The following is a 20,402-nucleotide window of genomic DNA, read 5'->3' as shown; positions in this document are numbered from 1 at the left end:
CAGGATGCTTGGCCGAAATCTATAAGGCGTCAATACGTCCTAAAATGGACGCTTACTTCGTAGCAGCACTTCATCTTCGAGCATATTGTGCTTTATCTCTCCGTAGCTGTTCTCTATTTCCCATCGTTCAAAATACACATCCAGTAATGACTGCGTACCATATTCCAGACTCGTTAAGGAGGTGAGAACACCTATGACGTGATTAGGTTGTTCTGGCTTAGGGTACAGGACAAGGCGGGCTTGCCATTTCTCCGGCAAGCTTGGGTCTTGTTTCCGAGCATGGGCTGACACTTTCATTTCCACTAAAAGGTCTCGCCCTTCCTTATCCAGTTGCTCAACCACTTCATATTGCGTGTTGGATTTTATCGGCGTCATCCAGTGACTCGTCGTATGTTGCCGTTGCCAATTAATCATCAACTCGGCACTGAGGTAACAGCGGTCAAAAATCGTCAGGGAGTGAGCGGGGGCTGAAGCGGCCAGCTGTTTGGCATAAGAGACCTCTCCTGTCGAGCTGGGCCCAAAGACAACATCATGTAATAAACGACTTCGCAGCGATGTGAGGGCACATAATCGAACAATCGGGTATTCAGTATGGTGGTTTTCATTGTACTTGATGTATTGGAAGTGCTCTGCAAGACAGGCGGTATCATGGGTGCGGAACTGAGTGCCGTCGACAGAAAGTAAACTCAGTCCAAACCATTTGTCATCGCTATCTTCCTGCTGGGTCCAATGGGCTGCTGTCAGTTTAAAAAGCGCTTCCAAAGGTTGGGCGGTGAGGCGCTTTCTCGCTTGAGGAATAGCACTTGGTGCAACAGAATCCCCTAAGTGGTTGGAAAGCTTGAGGTCTAGTTTATCTAAAACTTCCGTGATGGGTTTATCCCGATACAAGCCAATACCGACAATTAGCCAAACGACAAGTTCGGCGGGTAACTTACGCCGTCTCATGCTGGCTTTATTGGTAGAATCAAGGGCTTGCTCTATCCATTCGAGCGGGAGTTCTTTTTGGAAGAGAGCCAGTGATTCTGGTGCAGCAAACGTATCGACATCAATCAGCCAGTGAGCCAACATAAAAAATACCCTCAGCAATTAGTGTACTGAGGGTATTGTTAACCATCCGTAGGATCGTTCAACTGATCAATGCCTTAACTGATCGGTGTTATCCCGATTGGGAGGCTTTACAAAATAGCTCATTTTTATCTTACGCTTGCGCTTTCTTAGGCAAAGAAAAGTGCAGTAAGGCATAGCCAAGTAATGCTGCTGTCGTAGAACCCATTAAGATACCGAGTCGAGCATAGGTATCAAATTCAGGACTTACATTTCCGAACGCTAAAGAGGAAATGAAGATAGACATTGTAAAGCCAATACCACACAACACAGATACCGCAAAGATATGCTTGAAGTTAACGCCTTCAGGTAACTTAGCAACGCCCATTTTTACCGCTGCCCAGCTAAAGGTAAAGATACCTAGAGGCTTACCAACCAGTAGACCCAAAGCAATACCGAGTGGCAGCATTGAAGTTAGACCTGACATCGATACGCCTTCTAACGAAATCCCCGCATTGGCAAATGCGAATAGAGGCAGAATACCAAATGCCACGTATGGGTGAAGCGCGTGCTCCATATGTTTAAGTGGAGAATGTTCGCCCTGCTTTCCCTTTAGTGGGATAGCAAAACCAATCACTACACCTGCCAATGTTGCGTGAACACCAGATTTAAGCACCGCGAACCATAAGATCGCACCGACGATCATGTATGGCGTAAGTTTTGTTACTTCCTTCGCATTCAACATGAATAGGACACCAGTCATGATGAAGCCAACAAGCAACGCCATGGTCGACAGGTCACCGGTGTAAAATAGCGCGATAATAACAACTACACCTAAATCATCGATGATAGCAACCGCCAGCAAGAACACTTTTAGGCTTACTGGTACACGCTTACCTAATAACGCCATGATACCTAAAGCAAAAGCGATATCTGTCGCCGCTGGAATTGCCCAACCAGAAATCGCCTCAGGATCGTTGGCATTAAAGGCTACGTAAATAAGAGCAGGAGCTAATATACCGCCAACCGCTGCAATCGCAGGGAAAATTGCGGTTTCTTTTGATTTTAACGCACCTTCAAGCAGCTCTCGCTTAACTTCAAGGCCAATGAGTAAGAAGAAAACAGCCATTAGGCCGTCATTAATCCAGTGAGAAACTGACATACCAAATACATAAGTATGCAGTACAGATTGATAAGTTTCGCCCAGCGGTGAGTTAGCAATGGTCATCGCAATTGCCGCGGCAATCACGAGAAGAATACCACCAGCTGATTCCATTTTGAAAAAGTCACGAATGACATCGTTCATGGTTTCGTCCTTATATTTATTATCTTAATAAACGATTAACAAAGAATGATAAGAGTGTATAGCGGTCGAAAACTTTAGAATAATCGCTTCTTCAGAGTATAAACTTCGATTTTTCCTATATGAAGTTTACTATACATCGTATTTTCCAACATAACACTCAATTTTGATCACAGCGCGTACTTGTTGTTATCGCGCCAAATGTTTATCAAGATTATGAGAAAATCAGCATAACATGGCATGTACTGTCATGATAACCCCATACTTTTGAGAAAAATTCAGGAAGTTTCATCCACTAAAAAACCACCCATTGGGGTAACACCGATCAGTTAAGGCATTGATCAGTTGAACGATCCTACGGATGGTTAACAATACCCTCAGTACACTAATTGCTGAGGGTATTTTTTATGTTGGCTCACTGGCTGATTGATGTCGATACGTTTGCTGCACCAGAATCACTGGCTCTCTTCCAAAAAGAACTCCCGCTCGAATGGATAGAGCAAGCCCTTGATTCTACCAATAAAGCCAGCATGAGACGGCGTAAGTTACCCGCCGAACTTGTCGTTTGGCTAATTGTCGGTATTGGCTTGTATCGGGATAAACCCATCACGGAAGTTTTAGATAAACTAGACCTCAAGCTTTCCAACCACTTAGGGGATTCTGTTGCACCAAGTGCTATTCCTCAAGCGAGAAAGCGCCTCACCGCCCAACCTTTGGAAGCGCTTTTTAAACTGACAGCAGCCCATTGGACCCAGCAGGAAGATAGCGATGACAAATGGTTTGGACTGAGTTTACTTTCTGTCGACGGCACTCAGTTCCGCACCCATGATACCGCCTGTCTTGCAGAGCACTTCCAATACATCAAGTACAATGAAAACCACCATACTGAATACCCGATTGTTCGATTATGTGCCCTCACATCGCTGCGAAGTCGTTTATTACATGATGTTGTCTTTGGGCCCAGCTCGACAGGAGAGGTCTCTTATGCCAAACAGCTGGCCGCTTCAGCCCCCGCTCACTCCCTGACGATTTTTGACCGCTGTTACCTCAGTGCCGAGTTGATGATTAATTGGCAACGGCAACATACGACGAGTCACTGGATGACGCCGATAAAATCCAACACGCAATATGAAGTGGTTGAGCAACTGGATAAGGAAGGGCGAGACCTTTTAGTGGAAATGAAAGTGTCAGCCCATGCTCGGAAACAAGACCCAAGCTTGCCGGAGAAATGGCAAGCCCGCCTTGTCCTGTACCCTAAGCCAGAACAACCTAATCACGTCATAGGTGTTCTCACCTCCTTAACGAGTCTGGAATATGGTACGCAGTCATTACTGGATGTGTATTTTGAACGATGGGAAATAGAGAACAGCTACGGAGAGATAAAGCACAATATGCTCGAAGATGAAGTGCTGCTACGAAGTCAGTCTGTGGAGGGGGTAATACAAGAAATCTGGGGAATATTGATAGCTTACAATTTGGTTCGCCTGGAAATCAGTCGTATTGCGAGAGAGGCGCAGGTATCGCCATTGCGTATAAGTTTTATGATGGCATTGAGAGATATTCAGGATGAGCTGATGTGGTGTGCGATAGCCTCCCCCGGCTCCATCCCGAGAAAGCTAAGGGCCATGCGGGAGAGAGTTAAACGCTACATACTGCCCCAAAAAAGAAAACGGCCCAAAGCAAGGACCGTTCGTATCAATAAAACTCGCTACCCTGTTCGCTCTAAACACCTTAAGTGATAGGTGTTATGTAAAAGCAGGCTTTATGTGTGATGGATAAAAGTATCGACTGTTAGTGTGCGGAATGTTTTAAAATCCAGTCTGAATTTTCTTGAACGAATGAATAGCTACCATTCATTCTAATAATATCCCCTGCTTTGAATGCTTTAACGCCCTTGTTCTGTAGAGTGAGAAGGGAAAGGCTTGTGCCGCCAAAGGGCTCGTAAGCAGCTAAAGGTGACGCACGTTTTAGGTCTGCGGTGATTTCTCTAAGGCTCCGATTGAATACCAGGTCGTATTCAGCGTCGATGACATGAGCTACCCCTCGTTCATAAGATTTTATTATCTTGAAGTTTTCAATCGCAAAGAGTTGGTCGCCGCCGTTGCTCAATAGTGTAGATTTAATAATTGATTCGAGTTCTGCCTCTTTTGGTTGTTCATCAATGCAGCCAGACACTACGGTAAGTCCGAGAATCAAGAGCAGGGTGGTTAACAGTTTTTGCAGCATTATAACCCCCTAAATTTGACGCTCTTGAAGCATTAATTCAATTTCGGCCTTTTTAAAGCCTTCTGCCATTAACTCTCTGTAAAGCTCTATTTGGCTAAGCAGTTTGGCTTTTCTGATTGCTTCTTTAGGTGATTTGGCACTACTTTCGGTTCTCAAGTGGTTATGAGCATTGAAGTTCATGGTTTAGTTCCTTTTGATAGTTAAACGTACTTAACGAAGTGCGCTGCAACGAAGTAAGAGCCAACTGCAACGCAAGTAAACAGAGGTATTAAAACGAATACTGGATTAACGAAAATCGGTAAAAAAAGGTACAGCGAAACCGAGCCAGCGAAAAATAGCTTGGTGCCGTTAACGGCCATATCGAGTTTGAAATCTGAGTCTCTAACTCCACGATATTTCCGGTCTAATCGCTCAATCCAGCCACAGTGAAAAATCGGGCTAATGGTGATCAGGAGCAGCGGTAACATGCTTAGGAAGTACCCCAATTTAATCAGAACGCAAATTGTCGAAAGGGTGACTATATTTATGCCCGTAGATAAGTGATTTTGCAGTTCTTTAATTCGGCGCTTGCCTCTATCTGTAAAGTTATCTTCATCACTAGCTGCGGGTAGGGCGGTTTGCTCAAACAAAAAATCGTCCATTGTTAGTCCGATTTTCCCTAACCCGCCAATGAACCCATTTAACGCGCTGGCAGGGGAGATTAAAAACTTTTCCCCATGAGTATCCATTTTCAGCTGCTGTAAATATTCGTCTGTAGTGTTTTTGGAGTGATCACTGCCCCAGGTTCCGGTTAGGACTCCCCCGAACTCAATGAGGATAGATAACAGTAGGCACACTAAAACCGTGTGAATGACCCACTTATATCCAACCTTTTTAGCTGGCGGTGTGCTTTGTTGGTTAGTGGTTTTTTGATTTACAGCCATGCTTAGTACCGGGCGCAATCAACAGAGCGGCGAGTTATTTTGTATTTTGCAATCTCACTTTCCGCATCGAACCCGGCTAATGCCTTTTTGTATTCAACGCACTTGTCCTCTGCAATCAGGTACACTTGTAAAAGTTCGTTTATCTCACTTCCGGTATGCGCTTGGCTGATAATTCGATTTTCTTCTTTTAGAAGTACCGGATATGCCGTATTGCTACACCCGGCCAGACTTATCGCAAATGGAGTTACTAAGGCGAAGGATATAGCTTGTTTAAAGTTCATGAGCAGTCCCAAGTAATAGGTTTGAATTGATAATTTCATTAGGCAGCTTCTTTTTCCCACCAGTTATCGTAGGAGCGATATTGCTTCTTCATTTTGCTGTAAATCAGGCTTAGCTCTGGTGGTAACGTGTGAGCGGATTCTTTAGGTAGTGGGAACCGGAGCTTGTATAGCTTAGAGCCTTCAAGCAGGGCATAGGCTTGCCCCTTAGGTAAGGAAATAATGTCATCCGGTTTAAGTAGCTTTTGTGTCTTGACGATTGATACAGAGTTATTAATACGAGTAGTCATTAATGATTCGTCATCGACGTTTAATTCAGGGCTAATCATCGACCCTACTGACAGGTCGTAGATATTGACCTCTTTAAGCTGGTCTGTGAGTAGCTTGGCCGTGTCCTCAGTTTTTACCCTGAACATGATGATTGTGTTGTAGTTTGACTCAACAACTTGAGCTTTTGCCTTATCGCCTAACCTCACCTCGAAGTCTTGGCGAGATTGGGTGTATGCGATTACACGCAAGCCAGCACCACGCGCCTTGTTCAGAATTGGAATGTATTCATCACCGCACATTTCGTTTGCTTCATCTAAATGAAGGTAGACGTTTGCGCGTTCTTTAGAGCTGGCAGCATCAACACCGTAGTTAATGCCAGATTGATAGATTTTCCCTGATAGGGATAACAAGTCTGATAGCATCGAGTTAGAAACAGCGCTTGCTACGTCCCGGTCAACCATCGCGGCAAAGCCACAATAAACGGCAGCTCCTTGGCGAATGGCTTGAGTCCAATCCAGAATTGGTCTTGTGTCGTTCATATCTGAATAGTCAGGCGATAAGATTTCTAAGTTATCCCCGGAGCAAAGTTTTTCGAGCAGTGGCAAAAGAGAAGCGGTGATCTTCGAGAAGTACGACGCATCGTATTTCACAGCATTCAAAAGCCCTTCGTAAGCAGGGGTGACTCGAATTGAATTGGCTTGTGTGAAAGACTGAATCAGTGAGTCTAAAGCCACTGACCTACGGCTGGCACCTTTGAGATTTTCTGGTACCTTTTTGATGGTTAGAACTAGGTCATCCACTAGCACACGCCAATCACTAACACCAAGTTCAGCTAAGTAATGCTCTGCATACCGGATAAACAGTGACTCCATATCCATGATATAGCTGCGAATGTCTTGGTAGCTCGGGCGTAAACCCATACTGAATAATGCTTTTGCAATAATCGAAATGAACCGCCAAGCGAACTCTTTAAATGCGGCGCTATCACCAGAGCCTGCTAATTGGCCGGAAATACGTGTGGCCACTTCACTTAGTCGGCTAAAGTTACCGACGCCGTTATATCTGGCTGAAATACCAGCCTCGCCTAAGTGGAAGAAAATGAATGGCCTGCCAGCGCGTTTTGCTTCTGAGTAGACTCTCGCTAATAGTTCAGGGTCGCCTTTAGGGTCAAAGCACACAACGCAACCGTCCGGCTGAGATACTGTTTGCTTCTCAATGTCGCCGCTCGGGGTTCGCTTCTGGATTGTGCGCTTAATCTTTCTCGCTATATCTGCGGTTAGGAAGATTTCAGCTGCACGAGTTTTGCCGCAGCCAGTCGTCCCCATAACGAGAACATGACCTTCCATTGATTTGAGAGGGGTAAGAACGTCGGTTTCATCCTCGATGCCTACGCCGTGTAAGTAGGGTTCGCCGCCGACATTTGGGTAAGGTGCAACAGGGTTTTTGAAAAGAGAAACCTTTTTCCCCCCTAGGTTCACGGTTACAAAGTGTTGCCCATCCAACCTTTTAGCTAAGGTTTTAATTGGCCATGAAGCCCCTTGCTTTTTAGCTTTTCGGCTAATTTGCCTTGCCCGATTATATGCCTTACTAGGTTTTGTGTAAGGTATCCCATTTGGTGTATTGCACTCGTACATACGCTGAGCGTGTACCTGAGTTACCTCATAACCACGGCCTAACCAAAATTCATCTTCCGAAACTGGTAAATCTTCTGTTTGGATAAAGAATGGTTGTAAGTTTCTGAGCCCTTCCTGGTAACGACGGAGTTTGCGCCCTTTGTAGTATTGAGCGACGCCTAACAGTCCTAATCCAATGGCTGTGGCATAACTGCTAACAAATGGGACGCCCATTAGATAGGGCATTTTGGTTGCTGCAAATGACATTACCGCAGCATTGACGCTGGCTTGGTATTCGTAGCAAGGTCTAAGCCGACCGTCTAACTGTATCTCTGTGGACATATCGTTATCGAGGTAGTTTCGGATATGGAATTATCCGAAATTAAGTAGGGCGGCGCTTAAAAGGTGTGGTTCATTTTCAATTTGCATTTAACCGACTGATTTTCATCTTGAGTTTGCATTGATCAAAATAATAAACAACGGGACGGGTAAGGGGGCTTGGGATATGCTTTTTTCCAGAAATTGAGATTATTCGGGAAAGAGGTTGTATGTCAGTCGCAAATATTAAGCCTAACCATGCTGTGTTAGCCCAGTTGCGCGGGATGGTTGAATACTTGGAGTCGCTAACGATTGAATCAAGTGTCACCAAGTCTGGCTTTGAGCCGATGTTTAAGATTAAACGAAGTAAAGTCATTACTGGCCTAATTAAATACCTAGGGCTTGGACGCAACATAGGTGAAGTGACGGAGGAAGCAGACAAGCTAGTATCCCTTGAGCGTGAACATTGGCGAACAAGTTATTTACCTCGTTATGGTGAATTTGGATATGACGATGTGAAAGCGGGATTGATCGCCGGTATCCAACCAAGTTGGCAAAAAGAGGAGGGAGGCCGAGATTATTTTGATGAAGCTATTTGGTTCTCAATGGCGCGAGGCGTAGAAGCTGCGGCCACTAAAGTGTTTATCGAGCATCCTCTGTTTATTGAGCTTTCTGAAAGCAGGCAAATTGCAGGGCGATTGGCCTCCGAGCCAGAAGTTTTGAAGCAGACTCAACAGTCAACCGTAACCCCAATTGCTGTTGGTGAGTTCAGTCAGAAAGGCACTTTTGCTGTCCAGTACGAAATGCCTAGTGGTCAGAAGTTATTAGTTTTGATGGAGAGTTTTGTAAATGGCCTACCTAATGAGCAAGATTTGGAAACTCGGATTTCTGGCCTTGGGCTGGACTGCTATGAGTCATTACGAGGAAGTCTGGTCGGCCTTGTTGTCAGTACCGTTAACCCCATTCATTCACTTTATACGACAAGTATCTGTAGCGTTGTAAAGCGCAATACTGAGGGTTCGCTTGAGGAATTGGATTTACAAGAGGCCGTTGGCGCTATCTTCTTCCATTTATCAGGTGTGCGGCGAGAATTCCAGTCTGCTGCGCTGTTTAAGCTGTTTGAAAATGGGGATATCGACAATATAGCTATTCCGTTTAGTGACGATTAATAACGGTCCCGAATAATTTTGATTTTTGCAAACTGATGCCCTTAGGCTGTCAATAAATGACGGCCTTTGCTTTATGGAGTTGCGGAATACAAATACACGTATTTATCGGAGTTTTTGGCGTTTTTGGTAAAGTTAACCCATCAAATTATAGCGCAAAACGCTGATTAGTTTAGGGGTTGTCATCATGGGTACATTAGCAGTAGTTCAGAAGTTAAAAAACGCAGGTCAGGATTTTGAGTGGTATCCGACTACCGATGCTCAGCTGCAAACTATCGTTGATGATATTAAGGCGATTCAAGAGAACTTCGACTTAACTAATCGCTATAGTGACCCTGTGAGATTTCTCGATGTAGGCGCTGGTGATGGTCGAGCATTAAAGACGTTCAAAGCGGCTTTTGAAGATGAAGAAAAGCGCCAGTCAGTAAATTGCTATGCAATTGAGAAAGCGACCATTCATACCGACTCTTACTTTGGTGAGGGTATCACCCTTCTTGGCACTGAGTTCACAGAAACCAACTTTATCTCTAAAAGCTGCAATGTGGCATTCGTAAACCCACCTTACAGCGAGTTTTCCTTGTGGCTTTCAACACTGATTAAACAGCTTACATTTAACCTACTTTATGCTGTGGTTCCTGAGCGTTGGGTTAACTGTCCTGTAATTGCAGAGGCAATTCAATTGCGTGGCGTTATCGCGACGGTAATTGATGAATCAGACTTTTTGAATGCTGAAAGAGCGGCAAGAGCAAAGGTAAACTTAATTCGTTTTAGCTTCGTCAATGTAGATGAATCCGATGAAGATGATAAACGCGCTCAATTTCGCCGTGACCGTGGTTATAAGAAATCGCTCAGCTACGACCAAACAGATGCGTTTGGGCTTTTCCTAGAGAATGAGCTAGGGCTGAAAAAAACATATTCTCAAACCACTCAAAAGTTTAGTGAATACTACGAGGCCGAGCGCGTTAAAAAATCAATGCACACTGAGGGTAGTGAATCTTACGCAGTAGCTGAGACAAAAGGGGTGCTATGGGCGCTGCTCGAAGGTTATGAGCGAGATTTAGCTAACACCTTAGCCCAGTACAAGCGCATTGCCTCAGTTGAACCAGAGCTGCTAGCTGAACTAGGCGTTGAACACGACAAATTACTTGAAAGCGTTAAAGATAAATTATTCGGCTACCGCAATGTTTATTGGAAAGTGCTATTTGATAATCTGGATGCAATTTCTAGCCGTTTGATAGGCAAACACAAAACAGATTTATTGAACAAGCTGAACTCTAATGCTTTGGATTTCACCTACACAAATGCGGTTTATGTAATTAAATTTGCGGTGGACTATGCCAACGATCTGGTTGAAGAAAGCATTACTGACACGTTTAAGATGCTCACATCCAAGGATTCTATCTCTAAATACTACAAGTCAAATGAAAAGGTATTCAGCGACAATTGGAGGCATAACCGCGAAACCAACGGAAGTAAATACCTGCTGGATTATCGCTTTATCTTTAGCAGTTGGGGCAATTTTGATAAATATAAATCGCGTGGATTGTCAGATAGTGCCGAGGTTTTTATTAACGATTTGGCCGTCGTCTTTGGGTTGCTAGGTTACAGCGGTATTTATAACGATGTTTGCGCTGGTTCTGGCAAGGGTTCAATCTACGGAATGGACACCAAAGGGAATTGTGTTGAGCTGCTAAATGTGAAGTTTTACCAAAACGGCAACCGTCATTTAAAGTTCAATCAGGCCGCAATGCTTCGCTTTAACGTAACAGCTTCGCGTTTACTTGGTTGGGTTCGCAGCAAAGAAGAACTGCAAACTGAGCTTGACTGTGATTCTGAGGTAGCAGCCGAAGTTTGGAACGTGAAAGACACATTAGCGTTAACTCCTATTGTCGCATTAGCATTAGCTTGTCCGAGAGCAGATAACTTAGATATGGCAGCCTGATTGAAAAGGTAAGGGTAGTAGATCAGTTAAGGGTTTGTATCACGCGATACAAACCCTTTTATTATGAGTTTTATATTTAAACTTCAATTAGTTACTGTGTTTTTCGTTGTGGTGCGTAAATGCAGTTTGCAACAAGCAAATTGAAACCATTATCAATGGTTCATGAGTGATATAAATACTGTCTAATGTGAGGGTTGGTGTAGCAGGTTTTCGACATAATAGCCGTCCCAAGCGAGTATATAGTGAAAACTGTGTATAACTGCGAGTGAGTGAGTGCTAGCCCAGTTAATGCTGGGTTTTTTATTGCGCCGAGAATGTACACAGTGTGTACATTCAGTATGTATATTCTAATCTGGTAACGCTTGTTGTTTTGTAATAGCCGCTGCGCGGCGGTTTAGCAGGATGAAGGCTTGGTCTGATAATACACAGCACATAGAATACACTATATATTCATTCGTGTTTTGACCATAAAAAAGGCCACATAAAGTGGCCTAGATACACATTATACACAGTCCAAACAGCTATATATAACCTATTGGACGGCTGAGAATTTTACTTGCTAGATGCTACAACCCTAATTCAGTGTGGTAATTGATTAAAGTCGTAAATCGGTACTCGTTGCTATTAATGATATTTCTATCTTTGGTTGTGACGGCCTTGATGTACTTGTTTACGTAGGCTTCAAATTGCTGCTCGACATGAGCTTGTTTACCAATTAGCTTTTTACCCGCTGACTTAGATTTTAATAGAAATACGTCATTGGAAACGTGATTTGCTGACCGAATTAGCAGTGCTTTGGAGTAATCCAGCCCCATCCCTTTTATGCCGACGACATTACGGTTCACTTCAATAATATAGCTAGCGTTGTGTTTAATATGCGAACGCACTGGAATGGCAAATATAAGTCCGTTGACGGTGACTTTAACAATGCCGTGACCGCGAGTTTTTCCAGTTTGCCAAGTGTTAGTAGCCGAATCAAAATCTAATGCCTGCTCCACTCTTGGGTTGTCATGGTAAAAATCTGCGGCGAGTTTTTTTAAATCCATGCTCTCTCCGTTAGAAACGAAAAACCCAGTCTATAAGACTGGGTTTTCGGTAGCTAATACAAGGAATTTGGGTTTTTAACGTGGGGATATTCCTACCGCCACAACAAACAAGGAATTTGGGTTTTTAACGTGGGGATATTCCTACCGCCACAAGCTACATAACAATAGTAAGGCTAGTTAGCCTTGAATGCAACGATATGCTAGGTATTTTGTTGCTTGCATTCTGCAAACTCGAACTAGATAGGCTATAGCTGTTGCCTTAAATCAATGACGCGAGGCTTTGCTGCATCCGTGTAGCCAAGCGATGTAATTGAGAATGGCTTATCAGCAACACCTTGAACGACGACGTAGCGAGTATTTGTTAATTGTTCATCGGCTAGCGCAAAGTCCTGTTCGGTGGCGGGGCGATATAGATAGCTTTCTAAAAACGGATTGCAAATCCTGATGTACTGAGCTTTTTTGCCGCTCAAAGTGATGTTGATTTTCTTTTCATTGCTATCAGTTTTGGGGTTGCAATTGCAACTTGAAATGATGGTTCCGTTATCGGTCATGAAATACATACCTATACCAGACCCGTTATTGACTCTTACTTGAGGTGATGCAGCTTTAATCTTAAGAGGATTGTCAGGGCTAGGTGATCGAATCCATGCTTGTGGCTCATAGGCATTTGCGCTGAGCGTGAATAGGATAAGAGGGATGAAAAGTCGTTTAGATTTCATTTTCGATACTTCCTACGACCGTTAAATAAGTTGAAGTGCGACTGAATATTCAGAACCGCTCCAATTGCATCTACACACCACGCCAGTAATCGTAGATTGAAGCATGGAGTTGGCATTAAAAGTGATTTTTAACGTATCACCTAATTCAAAGGGCTTAGAGTGAGCCAATAAAACCCCGCCTCTTGAAAGATCAATGCAACTAGCTTCATCGGTTTGTTCCTGCCCATTGGTTTCATTCCAGCGCAATATGACAGCTTCTCTGTCCATGCAAATGCGAACTTCGGCGCGTCGTTCATGGTTAAGGTAGCTCTTAACATTGTCTACAGGAATTTTGGGTTGCGTATTTAGTGTTGAGGCTGTGTGCATAACAATAATCCTTCGTTTATATATTTGGTTGCTCTAAGTGTTCAGCTATGTCATGCGCTCCGGCAAAGTGAAGTGCCGTTGCCATATCGCTGAAAACTTGCTGCTGGTCGTCAGACTTACTTATTTTTCTTGGAGTGGGCTCGTCGAATGCTTTCACTTCCCAATATTTCTCGGTTTCGGTTATTAGATCGGCAGATATCAACCAGCCATTTTTAGTTGCTATTAGCATTTAATTCAGCGCGTCCTTCGAGACTAGCCCGAGTTGGAAAATGGCTTTTTCAGCTTTGTTTATTGCAAACTCGTCTTGCTCTGCAATAGCCCAAGCAGCAAGGTTTGCTGTCATTTGTTCTATGAATTTCTCATTTGTGCAGGTTTCCAAGCATCGTTGAGCTAATCCAAATAGGTGACTTCGAGATTTACGCCGGGCAATTCGCTGTTCAGCAGTCGCCAAATCTTCACGAATAAAGTTTTCACCAATCTCTGTTTTTTCAGTGGACACCGTGATGTAACAAGTTTTCTCGTCTCGATCTAAAAGACTCTCGCCCAGGTGCAACAAAATACTGCCCATGGAAACGGCTTCGGTTGAGCTGAGAACTAATCGGTGAATGCGTTTATTGCCAATATTCGCGCTTTCTGTGAGCTGGCGTGAGCGAACATCAATAGCCACATAGTCGCTACCTGCAGGCTCAATAATGACTTCCTCACCTAGCCCGGCGGCGTTCGTTTGGCTGCGCTTGTAGGCACGACCGAGCTTGCCTTTAACTTGCTTGAATGGCGGCTTTGGAATTGGATTGTTCAAACTGGAAGCCCTATCTGATTAGAGTTAGGGCATGATGTGATTTTTTTGAATAGCTTTCAGAAAAGGCGTGGAATTTTTATGGGGTATAATAAAGCGCCCGAGGGCGCTTACTTACTACTTTGTTGCTGCTTTAGCTTCTCTGGCCTTTTTCCTTTCTTTATATGCTCTTAGTCGCTCTTTACGTACCTCGAATTGTCTGCAGTTCAGAATCTCCTATGTAGCAATCTTCGCCATGGTTCAAAAATATTGTCAGTTGTCTTTCGGCTTCAAAAAGTGTCAGGCCGTCAGCGAGGACGTTATCATCTTCATCCACGATGCAATGAAGTTGGTTGGTGGTTTCAGCTATCTGCTTGCTCATGGTTTGAGTCCAATTAATCAAAAATATAGTGACGTTCTTCGCCGTCAGGTACTGATTCGATAGGGGGCAACTCGAATCCGTTAACAGCTTTGTGCAGCACCCGAATGTTGTCTGGCTGGCCACCTTCATAGGCTGAAACAAAACCTAACGACTTCCAGTATTCCGTTGTGCTTCGACCACATAGAGGCGCAGACATAAGGCGAATGGTCTTAACAGCTTCATGCTTGATTGCGTCCAATACAGATTGGAATAACTGTTTACCAATTCCTTTCCCGCGCTGTGAAGGAGGAACGTAAACGAGGTGAATCAGGGCTCTATCGCCGTCAATTTCCCAGTCGATGTATGGGCTGGCGGCTGCAATATCTTCATAGCCTTTTTCATATTCGATTTCGTTCATGTCACACCTTGTAGCTAGCGGAATATCGCTCAATTCATGCAGGCAATTATACTAAGTTAATAATCTAAGTTACTGTTATTTATAATTTTGTATAATGCAAACTTGAGCGTGTTGGTTTAGATGATAGGTAGTGATGTGCGAGGTAAGAAAAAACTGTGATAGCTCAAGTTGCAGGGGTAGGAACGATCACTCGCTGTAGAAGTGCAATATGTTTGGACGCTAACTGCTGAGCCCACAACGGAAGGTTGAATCAGTGATCGCATCAAAATTCGGTTAAGGCTAACATACTCACGTGATTTAAAATTAAGGGATTAAGTATGAAATTACGCACAATTTTGATGCCAATTGTTTGTTTGTTCAGTGTTACTAATGCTGTGGCTGATGTGGACAAAGGGTTCGCTTGTTATATGGAGAAAAATTACCAGTGTGCATTTAAAGAATTTCTTGAATCAGCCGAACAAGGTGATGCATTTGCCCAAAGCGAAGTCGGAAGTATGTACGGCAGTGGCAAAGGCGTTAAACAGGACTATTTGAATGCAGTGGAATGGTATCAGAAGTCTGCAGACCAAGGATCTGAGGAAGGCCAGTACAGCCTCGGCTTTGCTTATGAATATGGTCACGGTGTTAAACAGGACTATGTAAAAGCCGTGGAGTGGTATCAGAAGGCGGCAGACCAAGGCTACCTATTTGCGAAACAGAGGGTTTTAACATTAAATAAGTTTTTAAATTGCTCAAAATCAGCCAAAACTGAACTCTTTGGGGTGAAAATCAAATCGGTTAGCACTACTCTTGAGCTAGTAGCTAAATTGATAAGGTCTATCTGATTGGTTCCGTTTTGAAAAAATCAAATCGGATTTAAAGGGAGCCACACACAGAAGTGTGTGGCCAGAGGTGTGATTAGTTATACGTGTTGTAGTGAAAGCCTTGGTACGGACAGCTTTCGGATTCGGGTAAATCTGCATAAACAGCTTCACGATTGTGTGACAGTTTAATTGGATACTTCGGTGGGTTGATTTGATTGAGTTCAATCTCTACCCAACGTCCAGATTCAATTAGCTGGTTAGCTGATTGGCCGAACTCGGGTATGATTGCGCCCCAATTACCTTTGAAGTATTTCCCCGGCACCAAATTTCGATAGTCAGCCCAAACGTGCCAAATATCCCCGCTGTGAACATCACGACAAACAGTGCAGTAAGAAATGGCTTGTCCAAGACTCGCTAACTGTTCATCGTCATAGCCCTTAATGCTTACGCCGTATTGCTTTGCATTCATCCGGGCAAGCCAGACGAACACATTGACGCCGCCAAAATCCCCATAACCATCGTATGCTGATTCAGTGATTGGAGCGCGATTGTGAGGTTGCAGCAGGTAAACGGTAGAAGCTCCAATCTCAGAGTGACGATTGGCGATACTTTGTTTCTTATCTGCGGTTAGGTAGCTAAAAAATCCCATGGAAATTTCCTTACTTTGGTTGGTTGGATTGACGCCCTAGCTTTAAATCTAACTAGGGCGGGTATTGCGGATTGGTTAAGTGCCTTGGTGGAACCACACAAAGCTGTGGCCAGCTTTAATGGCTTCCTCAAAGACAGGTAGAAGTTTTTCAGGAATGCGATCACCGGAGTGTTGCACCTTGTAGACGTTTACAAAAAACTCCCAAATGCCGAAATCGCCGTTCTCATTGTGAGAAAACGAGGATATGGACTTGACCCATTGCCATTCGTCAATGAAATCAGGCGTGTCATAATCCCCGACAATATCTTGCATCATCACTTCAAGAATGGTTTGCGTAGTCATTTAGTTTGTTCCTTTTGGTCTGGTTGGTTAGATTTGCGCTATTGGGGTCAAGCTTCGACAACGGCGCTCTGATACCCGGCAAATGCGCTAGGTAACAGGTAGTCACTAATCTGTTGTTTGGCCGCAAGTTCGCAGCATGAGTAGTGAATGCAATTTTCGTATAGCTTGCTTTTCTCGATGTAGAGATCAGTTGCATCAACTGAGTTTTGAGCAATGGCTAGTCCATGTAACGTATCTGTCATTCCCAAGCCCAATACAGCGACTGGGCGGTTTAGATAGAGCGATACAAAGAAAAAGCGATAGCCTGTTTTTAAAGTTGGATTCATTGCTGAATACCTTTAGTTGATTGGTTGGATTTAAAGAGAGTTGAAGCCAGCAGCACCAAGGGCGATGAAGGTTGCTAGACCTAAGAGATACGTCGCTTTCGTGCCAGCTTGAATGCACCACCAGACCAATAGGCCAAGGTAGAGGAATTCATTTCTGGTGATTTGCAGCATAGTTAGATCCCCTCAAATGCGGAGTAGACGAAACAGAACATGGCCAAGACGCAGGTAAAAATTGCGTAGTGTTTCCATGGGAAGTTTTGCAGTAGTGTTTTGTAGAAATCAGACATAGGGTTTCTCCAAGTAAAAAAAAGGACGCCGGGTACTGAAGAATCCCCTGATGATTTACAAATAAATCATCAAATTAGGGTGGAAGCGCATCTTGTTGCATGATCAAATGGTTTCGCTAAAAACTACACTTGGACAACAAGATGCGCGAAGCCAATATCCTACAACATTCTTTACACCAATACTGCCCAGAACTTCACCTAAAACGATTAAACAGCTTGATGCTGGCCTCTAAGGCACTGATTGAATGTAAGACACTGACCTTGACTGAGTTAGGTCGAAATTTACCAACCACGGCCCGAACCAAGCACAACATCAAGCGCATTGATCGTTTGCTCGGCAACACGCATCTGCATCAAGAACGGTTAGCTGTCTACCAATGGCATGCCAGCCTCATCTGTTCTGGTAACCCTATGCCGATTGTGCTCGTCGATTGGTCAGACATCCGAGAGCATAAACGCATCATGGCTCTGCGCGCCTCAATAGCCTTCAATGGCCGCTCTATTACCCTGTATGAGAAGTCCTATCCCCTATCAGAACAATGCTCTAAGGCCTCCCACAACGGTTTTTTAGCGGACTTAGCCAAGATTTTACCTTTGCATGTTACCCCTCTCATCGTGACTGACGCGGGGTTCAAAGTGCCTTGGTACAAAGAGGTTGAGGCGCATGGTTGGTTTTGGCTAAGCCGTATTCGCGGTACAGTTCAATTTGCAGATATTGGCGCTGAAAATTGGCGTGCAGTTCGCAGTACACATGACTTGGCCAACGGTCAAGCGAAGAGCCTGGGTTGTAAGACCTTGACCAAAACTAACCCTATCAATTGCCATCTCACGCTTTATCGTAGCAAACCTAAGGGGCGTACAAATCAGCGTTCAACGAGGACTAATTGCCACCATCCATCGGCAAAAACGTACTCAACATCGGCGAAAGAGCCTTGGGTGTTAGCCAGCAATTTACCACCAGAATCTCGGAGCCCAAAGCAGCTGGTAAACCTGTACGCCAAACGTATGCAAATAGAGGAAACCTTTCGTGACCTCAAAAGCCCGGCATACGGCTTTGGCTTACGCCAAAGTCGTACCAACAGTCCAGAGCGATTCGACATCATCCTACTGATAGCGTTGATGGTTCAATGCCTGTTGTGGCTAGTTGGTTTACACGCACAGCAACAGGGCTGGGATAAGCATTTTCAGGCCAATACCATTGGGCATCGAACGGTACTCTCAACGATTCGCTTGGGATTGGAGGTACTCAGGCGGCCTGATTATCAAATCACGGAGAAAGAATTGCTGGCGGCCTGGGTATTATTCGCCAATCAGTTGCTCAAATATGGCTATGCTATGGCTGATTTATGAGGGGATCCTTCAGCGCCGGGTAGGGCGTCCTTATAGCGGTGTTCAACGTGCCGAAGCAGATTGATGTTATGGTTGTGGCATCGCCGGTATCAAAATAAGTTTGCTGAATGCAAACCTATAGTGGACCGGATTACTTGCGGTACTGGTAAGCCTGTTGAGAGGCTGGTGCGTACTGCTGTTGAGAAGCTGGTGCGTACTGTTGCTGCGGGGCAGGTTGATACGATTGAGCGTTACTCTGTGGTTGTTGTGCTGCGTTTGCAGATGATTTCGGCTTGTTAACGATGAATTTATTCACGAAGAAGCTAACAGAGTTCACGGCGTTGCCGTTTCTGTCAGTGTAGCTTTCCGCTTTCAAAGCTCCATCGAAACAAACTACATCGCCCTTTTGAGGCGGCGTGGCCTTATCCTCTTTGATACTGCACTTAAGCCAAACGGTTTGATTATCCCATTGGCCATTGTCTAACTTTTTAGATTTGGTTGTAGCCACGCTGAAATTGATCCAGCCGTTTGCAACGTCCACGGTTCCAACATTTCCGGCAATTGTTGCCGAGTTAATTGAAATCCACGAATTACCTCCGTAGACAAGAATCTCAGTTACATCAATAACAGTGACTGTGAAGGTGGAGTTGTTTTGGCCGGAAAACTCAACTGAGTCGAAGAACCCTTTAACCCCAAGCACTTGGCCTGTAGTGATTTGGTGTTCTGTTCCAATTAGTAGAGTTACGTAGGTTGGCTGTTGAGCAGGATTCTTATTTGGAATCTCAAGCCAAACAGCTTGCTTGCCGTTGATTTGGTGTTGCTGGATTGAACTAACAATACCGCCAACGATTGCTGTACGGCTGTTCATGTGTAGTTTAGTTGAAGTAGTCATATTGGATTATCTCTTAGTTAAATTGAATAAAATTCAAATAGCAAAAGGCATCTTCAAATCGAATTGAAAATGAAACTGCTGGATTGATTGGATTAATTTTGGAACAGGGTAGAACTTAAACTGAGGGGTAGTGACGAAACCTTTCATCGTCGGAGGCTGTAATAGAGCCTCCATGATGCACATTCCCTGATTTAGTTGCAACCTGCAGTTTTAAAAATTGATTAGTCCGTCAATAGTCTGCCGATAGCTTTAAAATTTGATTTGCCCATCAAGCAGCCGAAGTAGCTTATCTCCACTAACAAGCTCGATGTGATCGCTTAGGGTGAATTGGTCTTTAGAGCGGTATCCGGTACGCCCTGTATGGGCAAAGACTCCCCTAACTTTATGGCGCTGGCATAGCTGGTCAAAGTCTTTTACATGACGGGGGTTGATGTAGCTTTTGTATCGCTTTGATTGAACGAAATACTTTACTTTCCCAACCGTGAACTTGCCGTCAATACCGCCGTCGCCTGAATACCGACGACCCCGAACAACGGGATAGCCGGATCTCTCTATCCCAGTCAAAACAGCTTCCTCAAAAACATAAGGGGTAATATCACACTTTAGCCTGCTCATTCTATGAGCTGGTGGCAGGCCATTAATTTCACCTAAGAACTTTATCGCATTCTTTATGTTGGCCTCGTGCCTACAAATCTTCGCCCTATCACGTCGGTCACGACGCATGAGCAAGCGCTCTAGCTTATAAGCGATGTATAGGCTGAAAATACACAATAACCAGATAACTAGCATTGATATGATAATTCCGACCGTTGAACCCAAAATAGTTAACAAGTCCAAACCGCCGCTTTCCTCTGCGTAATTCTTGAACATAAAAGAAACCTATCTCATGCGGATTTTGAATGCTGGCTTCATACTATGAGCCCGAGGTTATTGGTAAATACCTGTCGGAGTCAGTAGGGCAGGGTAGTAAGACAATCCAAATTCTTGAGACAGCGGGTAGCCGCCC

At 44.3% G+C, this 20,402-nt stretch carries 24 protein-coding genes and 1 pseudogene; 5 read left to right on the top strand and 20 right to left on the bottom strand.

Translation table 11 applies throughout. The features are described 5' to 3' along the window. Positions 1-48 precede the first annotated feature (48 nt). Together N7386_RS22825 and nhaA are read right to left on the bottom strand one after the other, a co-directional pair. Positions 49-1,068, bottom strand: a pseudogene (locus N7386_RS22825) (IS4 family transposase); the annotation flags it as partial. 130 nt (positions 1,069-1,198) lie between these two features. Next, positions 1,199-2,350 carry a Na+/H+ antiporter NhaA gene (nhaA, locus tag N7386_RS22820; protein ID WP_001000601.1) on the bottom strand — a complete coding sequence of 384 codons (1,152 nt, stop codon included), beginning with the start codon at positions 2,348-2,350 and terminating at the stop codon, positions 1,199-1,201. Between the two features lie 404 nt (positions 2,351-2,754). On the opposite strand from nhaA, the gene N7386_RS22815 reads away from it, so the two are divergent. Beyond that, the gene (locus tag N7386_RS22815; RefSeq protein WP_043015601.1) at positions 2,755-4,086 is read left to right on the top strand and encodes an IS4 family transposase; all 1,332 of its coding nucleotides are present in this window, start codon (positions 2,755-2,757) and stop codon (positions 4,084-4,086) included. 52 nt (positions 4,087-4,138) lie between these two features. Here N7386_RS22815 and N7386_RS22810 read toward each other — a convergent pair whose 3' ends face one another. From N7386_RS22810 to traD, 5 genes are read right to left on the bottom strand one after another with little or no spacing between them, the layout of a single operon-like run. Further along, a complete protein-coding gene (locus tag N7386_RS22810; protein WP_014611620.1) occupies positions 4,139-4,573 on the bottom strand; it encodes a hypothetical protein in 435 nt (144 codons plus the stop codon). A 9-nt stretch (positions 4,574-4,582) separates the two neighbouring features. After that, positions 4,583-4,753 carry a hypothetical protein gene (locus N7386_RS22805; protein WP_259476999.1) on the bottom strand — a complete coding sequence of 57 codons (171 nt, stop codon included), beginning with the start codon at positions 4,751-4,753 and terminating at the stop codon, positions 4,583-4,585. Between the two features lie 20 nt (positions 4,754-4,773). After that, positions 4,774-5,496 carry a DUF4400 domain-containing protein gene (locus N7386_RS22800; protein ID WP_014611618.1) on the bottom strand — a complete coding sequence of 241 codons (723 nt, stop codon included), beginning with the start codon at positions 5,494-5,496 and terminating at the stop codon, positions 4,774-4,776. 2 nt (positions 5,497-5,498) lie between these two features. Further along, entirely contained in the window at positions 5,499-5,816 is a 318-nt protein-coding gene (locus N7386_RS22795; RefSeq protein ID WP_041412237.1) for a hypothetical protein, read from the bottom strand. Continuing rightward, a complete protein-coding gene (gene traD, locus N7386_RS22790) occupies positions 5,816-7,999 on the bottom strand; it encodes a type IV conjugative transfer system coupling protein TraD (RefSeq protein ID WP_259477000.1) in 2,184 nt (727 codons plus the stop codon). Before traD ends, N7386_RS22795 begins: the two co-directional genes overlap by 1 nt. A 206-nt stretch (positions 8,000-8,205) precedes the next feature. Here traD and N7386_RS22785 point away from each other — a divergent pair, with 206 nt between their 5' ends. Continuing rightward, the gene (locus N7386_RS22785) at positions 8,206-9,144 is read left to right on the top strand and encodes a hypothetical protein (RefSeq protein WP_014611615.1); all 939 of its coding nucleotides are present in this window, start codon (positions 8,206-8,208) and stop codon (positions 9,142-9,144) included. A gap of 184 nt (positions 9,145-9,328) precedes the next feature. Further along, positions 9,329-11,083 (top strand): DUF4942 domain-containing protein, encoded by a 1,755-nt coding sequence (locus N7386_RS22780; protein ID WP_014611614.1) that lies wholly within the window; start codon positions 9,329-9,331, stop codon positions 11,081-11,083. 566 nt (positions 11,084-11,649) lie between these two features. Here the strand turns inward: N7386_RS22780 and N7386_RS22775 are convergent. From N7386_RS22775 to N7386_RS22745, 7 genes are all read right to left on the bottom strand, one after another. Continuing rightward, positions 11,650-12,129, bottom strand: coding sequence for a hypothetical protein (locus N7386_RS22775; protein WP_014611613.1), 480 nt, complete (start codon positions 12,127-12,129; stop codon positions 11,650-11,652). Positions 12,130-12,374: 245 nt separating this feature from the next. Continuing rightward, positions 12,375-12,848 (bottom strand): hypothetical protein, encoded by a 474-nt coding sequence (locus N7386_RS22770; RefSeq protein WP_259477003.1) that lies wholly within the window; start codon positions 12,846-12,848, stop codon positions 12,375-12,377. A 21-nt stretch (positions 12,849-12,869) separates the two neighbouring features. After that, the gene (locus tag N7386_RS22765; protein WP_014611595.1) at positions 12,870-13,214 is read right to left on the bottom strand and encodes a PilZ domain-containing protein; all 345 of its coding nucleotides are present in this window, start codon (positions 13,212-13,214) and stop codon (positions 12,870-12,872) included. A 16-nt stretch (positions 13,215-13,230) separates the two neighbouring features. Continuing rightward, positions 13,231-13,443 carry a hypothetical protein gene (locus N7386_RS22760; protein ID WP_014611594.1) on the bottom strand — a complete coding sequence of 71 codons (213 nt, stop codon included), beginning with the start codon at positions 13,441-13,443 and terminating at the stop codon, positions 13,231-13,233. Then, positions 13,444-14,013 (bottom strand): hypothetical protein, encoded by a 570-nt coding sequence (locus tag N7386_RS22755; protein WP_014611593.1) that lies wholly within the window; start codon positions 14,011-14,013, stop codon positions 13,444-13,446. Positions 14,014-14,191: 178 nt separating this feature from the next. Then, a complete protein-coding gene (locus N7386_RS22750) occupies positions 14,192-14,371 on the bottom strand; it encodes a hypothetical protein (protein ID WP_014611592.1) in 180 nt (59 codons plus the stop codon). Positions 14,372-14,384: 13 nt separating this feature from the next. After that, complete coding sequence (locus N7386_RS22745; RefSeq protein WP_014611591.1) at positions 14,385-14,768, bottom strand: GNAT family N-acetyltransferase; 384 nt, start codon at positions 14,766-14,768, stop codon at positions 14,385-14,387. A 317-nt stretch (positions 14,769-15,085) separates the two neighbouring features. Between N7386_RS22745 and N7386_RS22740 the strand changes: the two genes are divergently transcribed. Beyond that, a complete protein-coding gene (locus N7386_RS22740; protein WP_259477028.1) occupies positions 15,086-15,592 on the top strand; it encodes a tetratricopeptide repeat protein in 507 nt (168 codons plus the stop codon). A 73-nt stretch (positions 15,593-15,665) separates the two neighbouring features. Here N7386_RS22740 and N7386_RS22735 read toward each other — a convergent pair whose 3' ends face one another. From N7386_RS22735 to N7386_RS22720, 4 genes are all read right to left on the bottom strand, one after another. Then, positions 15,666-16,220, bottom strand: a complete 555-nt coding sequence (locus N7386_RS22735) for a hypothetical protein (RefSeq protein ID WP_014611589.1) — start codon at positions 16,218-16,220, stop codon at positions 15,666-15,668. Positions 16,221-16,295: 75 nt separating this feature from the next. Then, entirely contained in the window at positions 16,296-16,562 is a 267-nt protein-coding gene (locus N7386_RS22730; protein WP_014611588.1) for a hypothetical protein, read from the bottom strand. A 47-nt stretch (positions 16,563-16,609) separates the two neighbouring features. After that, the gene (locus tag N7386_RS22725; RefSeq protein ID WP_014611587.1) at positions 16,610-16,888 is read right to left on the bottom strand and encodes a hypothetical protein; all 279 of its coding nucleotides are present in this window, start codon (positions 16,886-16,888) and stop codon (positions 16,610-16,612) included. Positions 16,889-16,918: 30 nt separating this feature from the next. Further along, the gene (locus N7386_RS22720) at positions 16,919-17,059 is read right to left on the bottom strand and encodes a hypothetical protein (RefSeq protein ID WP_014611586.1); all 141 of its coding nucleotides are present in this window, start codon (positions 17,057-17,059) and stop codon (positions 16,919-16,921) included. A 257-nt stretch (positions 17,060-17,316) separates the two neighbouring features. Between N7386_RS22720 and N7386_RS22715 the strand changes: the two genes are divergently transcribed. Beyond that, the gene (locus tag N7386_RS22715) at positions 17,317-18,525 is read left to right on the top strand and encodes an IS4-like element IS10A family transposase (RefSeq protein ID WP_001206290.1); all 1,209 of its coding nucleotides are present in this window, start codon (positions 17,317-17,319) and stop codon (positions 18,523-18,525) included. Between the two features lie 130 nt (positions 18,526-18,655). Here N7386_RS22715 and N7386_RS22710 read toward each other — a convergent pair whose 3' ends face one another. Next, the gene (locus tag N7386_RS22710) at positions 18,656-19,396 is read right to left on the bottom strand and encodes a single-stranded DNA-binding protein (protein ID WP_014611585.1); all 741 of its coding nucleotides are present in this window, start codon (positions 19,394-19,396) and stop codon (positions 18,656-18,658) included. A 249-nt stretch (positions 19,397-19,645) separates the two neighbouring features. Beyond that, positions 19,646-20,266, bottom strand: a complete 621-nt coding sequence (locus N7386_RS22705) for a restriction endonuclease (RefSeq protein ID WP_014611583.1) — start codon at positions 20,264-20,266, stop codon at positions 19,646-19,648. Positions 20,267-20,402 lie beyond the last annotated feature (136 nt).

Origin of the sequence: Shewanella sp. GD04112 (genome assembly GCF_029835735.1) — a bacterium.
GTDB lineage: Bacteria > Pseudomonadota > Gammaproteobacteria > Enterobacterales > Shewanellaceae > Shewanella.
The sequence above is the reverse complement of the archived record's forward strand: the minus strand, read 5'-3'. Positions and strand labels throughout refer to the sequence as shown.

Coding starts and splice junctions, on each gene's coding strand:
- nhaA (WP_001000601.1), bottom strand. CDS start 2,350: ATGAACGATGTCATTCGTGACTTTTTCAAAATGGAATCAGCTGGTGGT.
- N7386_RS22815 (WP_043015601.1), top strand. CDS start 2,755: ATGTTGGCTCACTGGCTGATTGATGTCGATACGTTTGCTGCACCAGAA.
- N7386_RS22810 (WP_014611620.1), bottom strand. CDS start 4,573: ATGCTGCAAAAACTGTTAACCACCCTGCTCTTGATTCTCGGACTTACC.
- N7386_RS22805 (WP_259476999.1), bottom strand. CDS start 4,753: ATGAACTTCAATGCTCATAACCACTTGAGAACCGAAAGTAGTGCCAAA.
- N7386_RS22800 (WP_014611618.1), bottom strand. CDS start 5,496: ATGGCTGTAAATCAAAAAACCACTAACCAACAAAGCACACCGCCAGCT.
- N7386_RS22795 (WP_041412237.1), bottom strand. CDS start 5,816: ATGAAATTATCAATTCAAACCTATTACTTGGGACTGCTCATGAACTTT.
- traD (WP_259477000.1), bottom strand. CDS start 7,999: ATGTCCACAGAGATACAGTTAGACGGTCGGCTTAGACCTTGCTACGAA.
- N7386_RS22785 (WP_014611615.1), top strand. CDS start 8,206: ATGTCAGTCGCAAATATTAAGCCTAACCATGCTGTGTTAGCCCAGTTG.
- N7386_RS22780 (WP_014611614.1), top strand. CDS start 9,329: ATGGGTACATTAGCAGTAGTTCAGAAGTTAAAAAACGCAGGTCAGGAT.
- N7386_RS22775 (WP_014611613.1), bottom strand. CDS start 12,129: ATGGATTTAAAAAAACTCGCCGCAGATTTTTACCATGACAACCCAAGA.
- N7386_RS22770 (WP_259477003.1), bottom strand. CDS start 12,848: ATGAAATCTAAACGACTTTTCATCCCTCTTATCCTATTCACGCTCAGC.
- N7386_RS22765 (WP_014611595.1), bottom strand. CDS start 13,214: ATGCACACAGCCTCAACACTAAATACGCAACCCAAAATTCCTGTAGAC.
- N7386_RS22760 (WP_014611594.1), bottom strand. CDS start 13,443: ATGCTAATAGCAACTAAAAATGGCTGGTTGATATCTGCCGATCTAATA.
- N7386_RS22750 (WP_014611592.1), bottom strand. CDS start 14,371: ATGAGCAAGCAGATAGCTGAAACCACCAACCAACTTCATTGCATCGTG.
- N7386_RS22745 (WP_014611591.1), bottom strand. CDS start 14,768: ATGAACGAAATCGAATATGAAAAAGGCTATGAAGATATTGCAGCCGCC.
- N7386_RS22740 (WP_259477028.1), top strand. CDS start 15,086: ATGAAATTACGCACAATTTTGATGCCAATTGTTTGTTTGTTCAGTGTT.
- N7386_RS22735 (WP_014611589.1), bottom strand. CDS start 16,220: ATGGGATTTTTTAGCTACCTAACCGCAGATAAGAAACAAAGTATCGCC.
- N7386_RS22730 (WP_014611588.1), bottom strand. CDS start 16,562: ATGACTACGCAAACCATTCTTGAAGTGATGATGCAAGATATTGTCGGG.
- N7386_RS22725 (WP_014611587.1), bottom strand. CDS start 16,888: ATGAATCCAACTTTAAAAACAGGCTATCGCTTTTTCTTTGTATCGCTC.
- N7386_RS22720 (WP_014611586.1), bottom strand. CDS start 17,059: ATGCTGCAAATCACCAGAAATGAATTCCTCTACCTTGGCCTATTGGTC.
- N7386_RS22715 (WP_001206290.1), top strand. CDS start 17,317: ATGCGCGAAGCCAATATCCTACAACATTCTTTACACCAATACTGCCCA.
- N7386_RS22710 (WP_014611585.1), bottom strand. CDS start 19,396: ATGACTACTTCAACTAAACTACACATGAACAGCCGTACAGCAATCGTT.
- N7386_RS22705 (WP_014611583.1), bottom strand. CDS start 20,266: ATGTTCAAGAATTACGCAGAGGAAAGCGGCGGTTTGGACTTGTTAACT.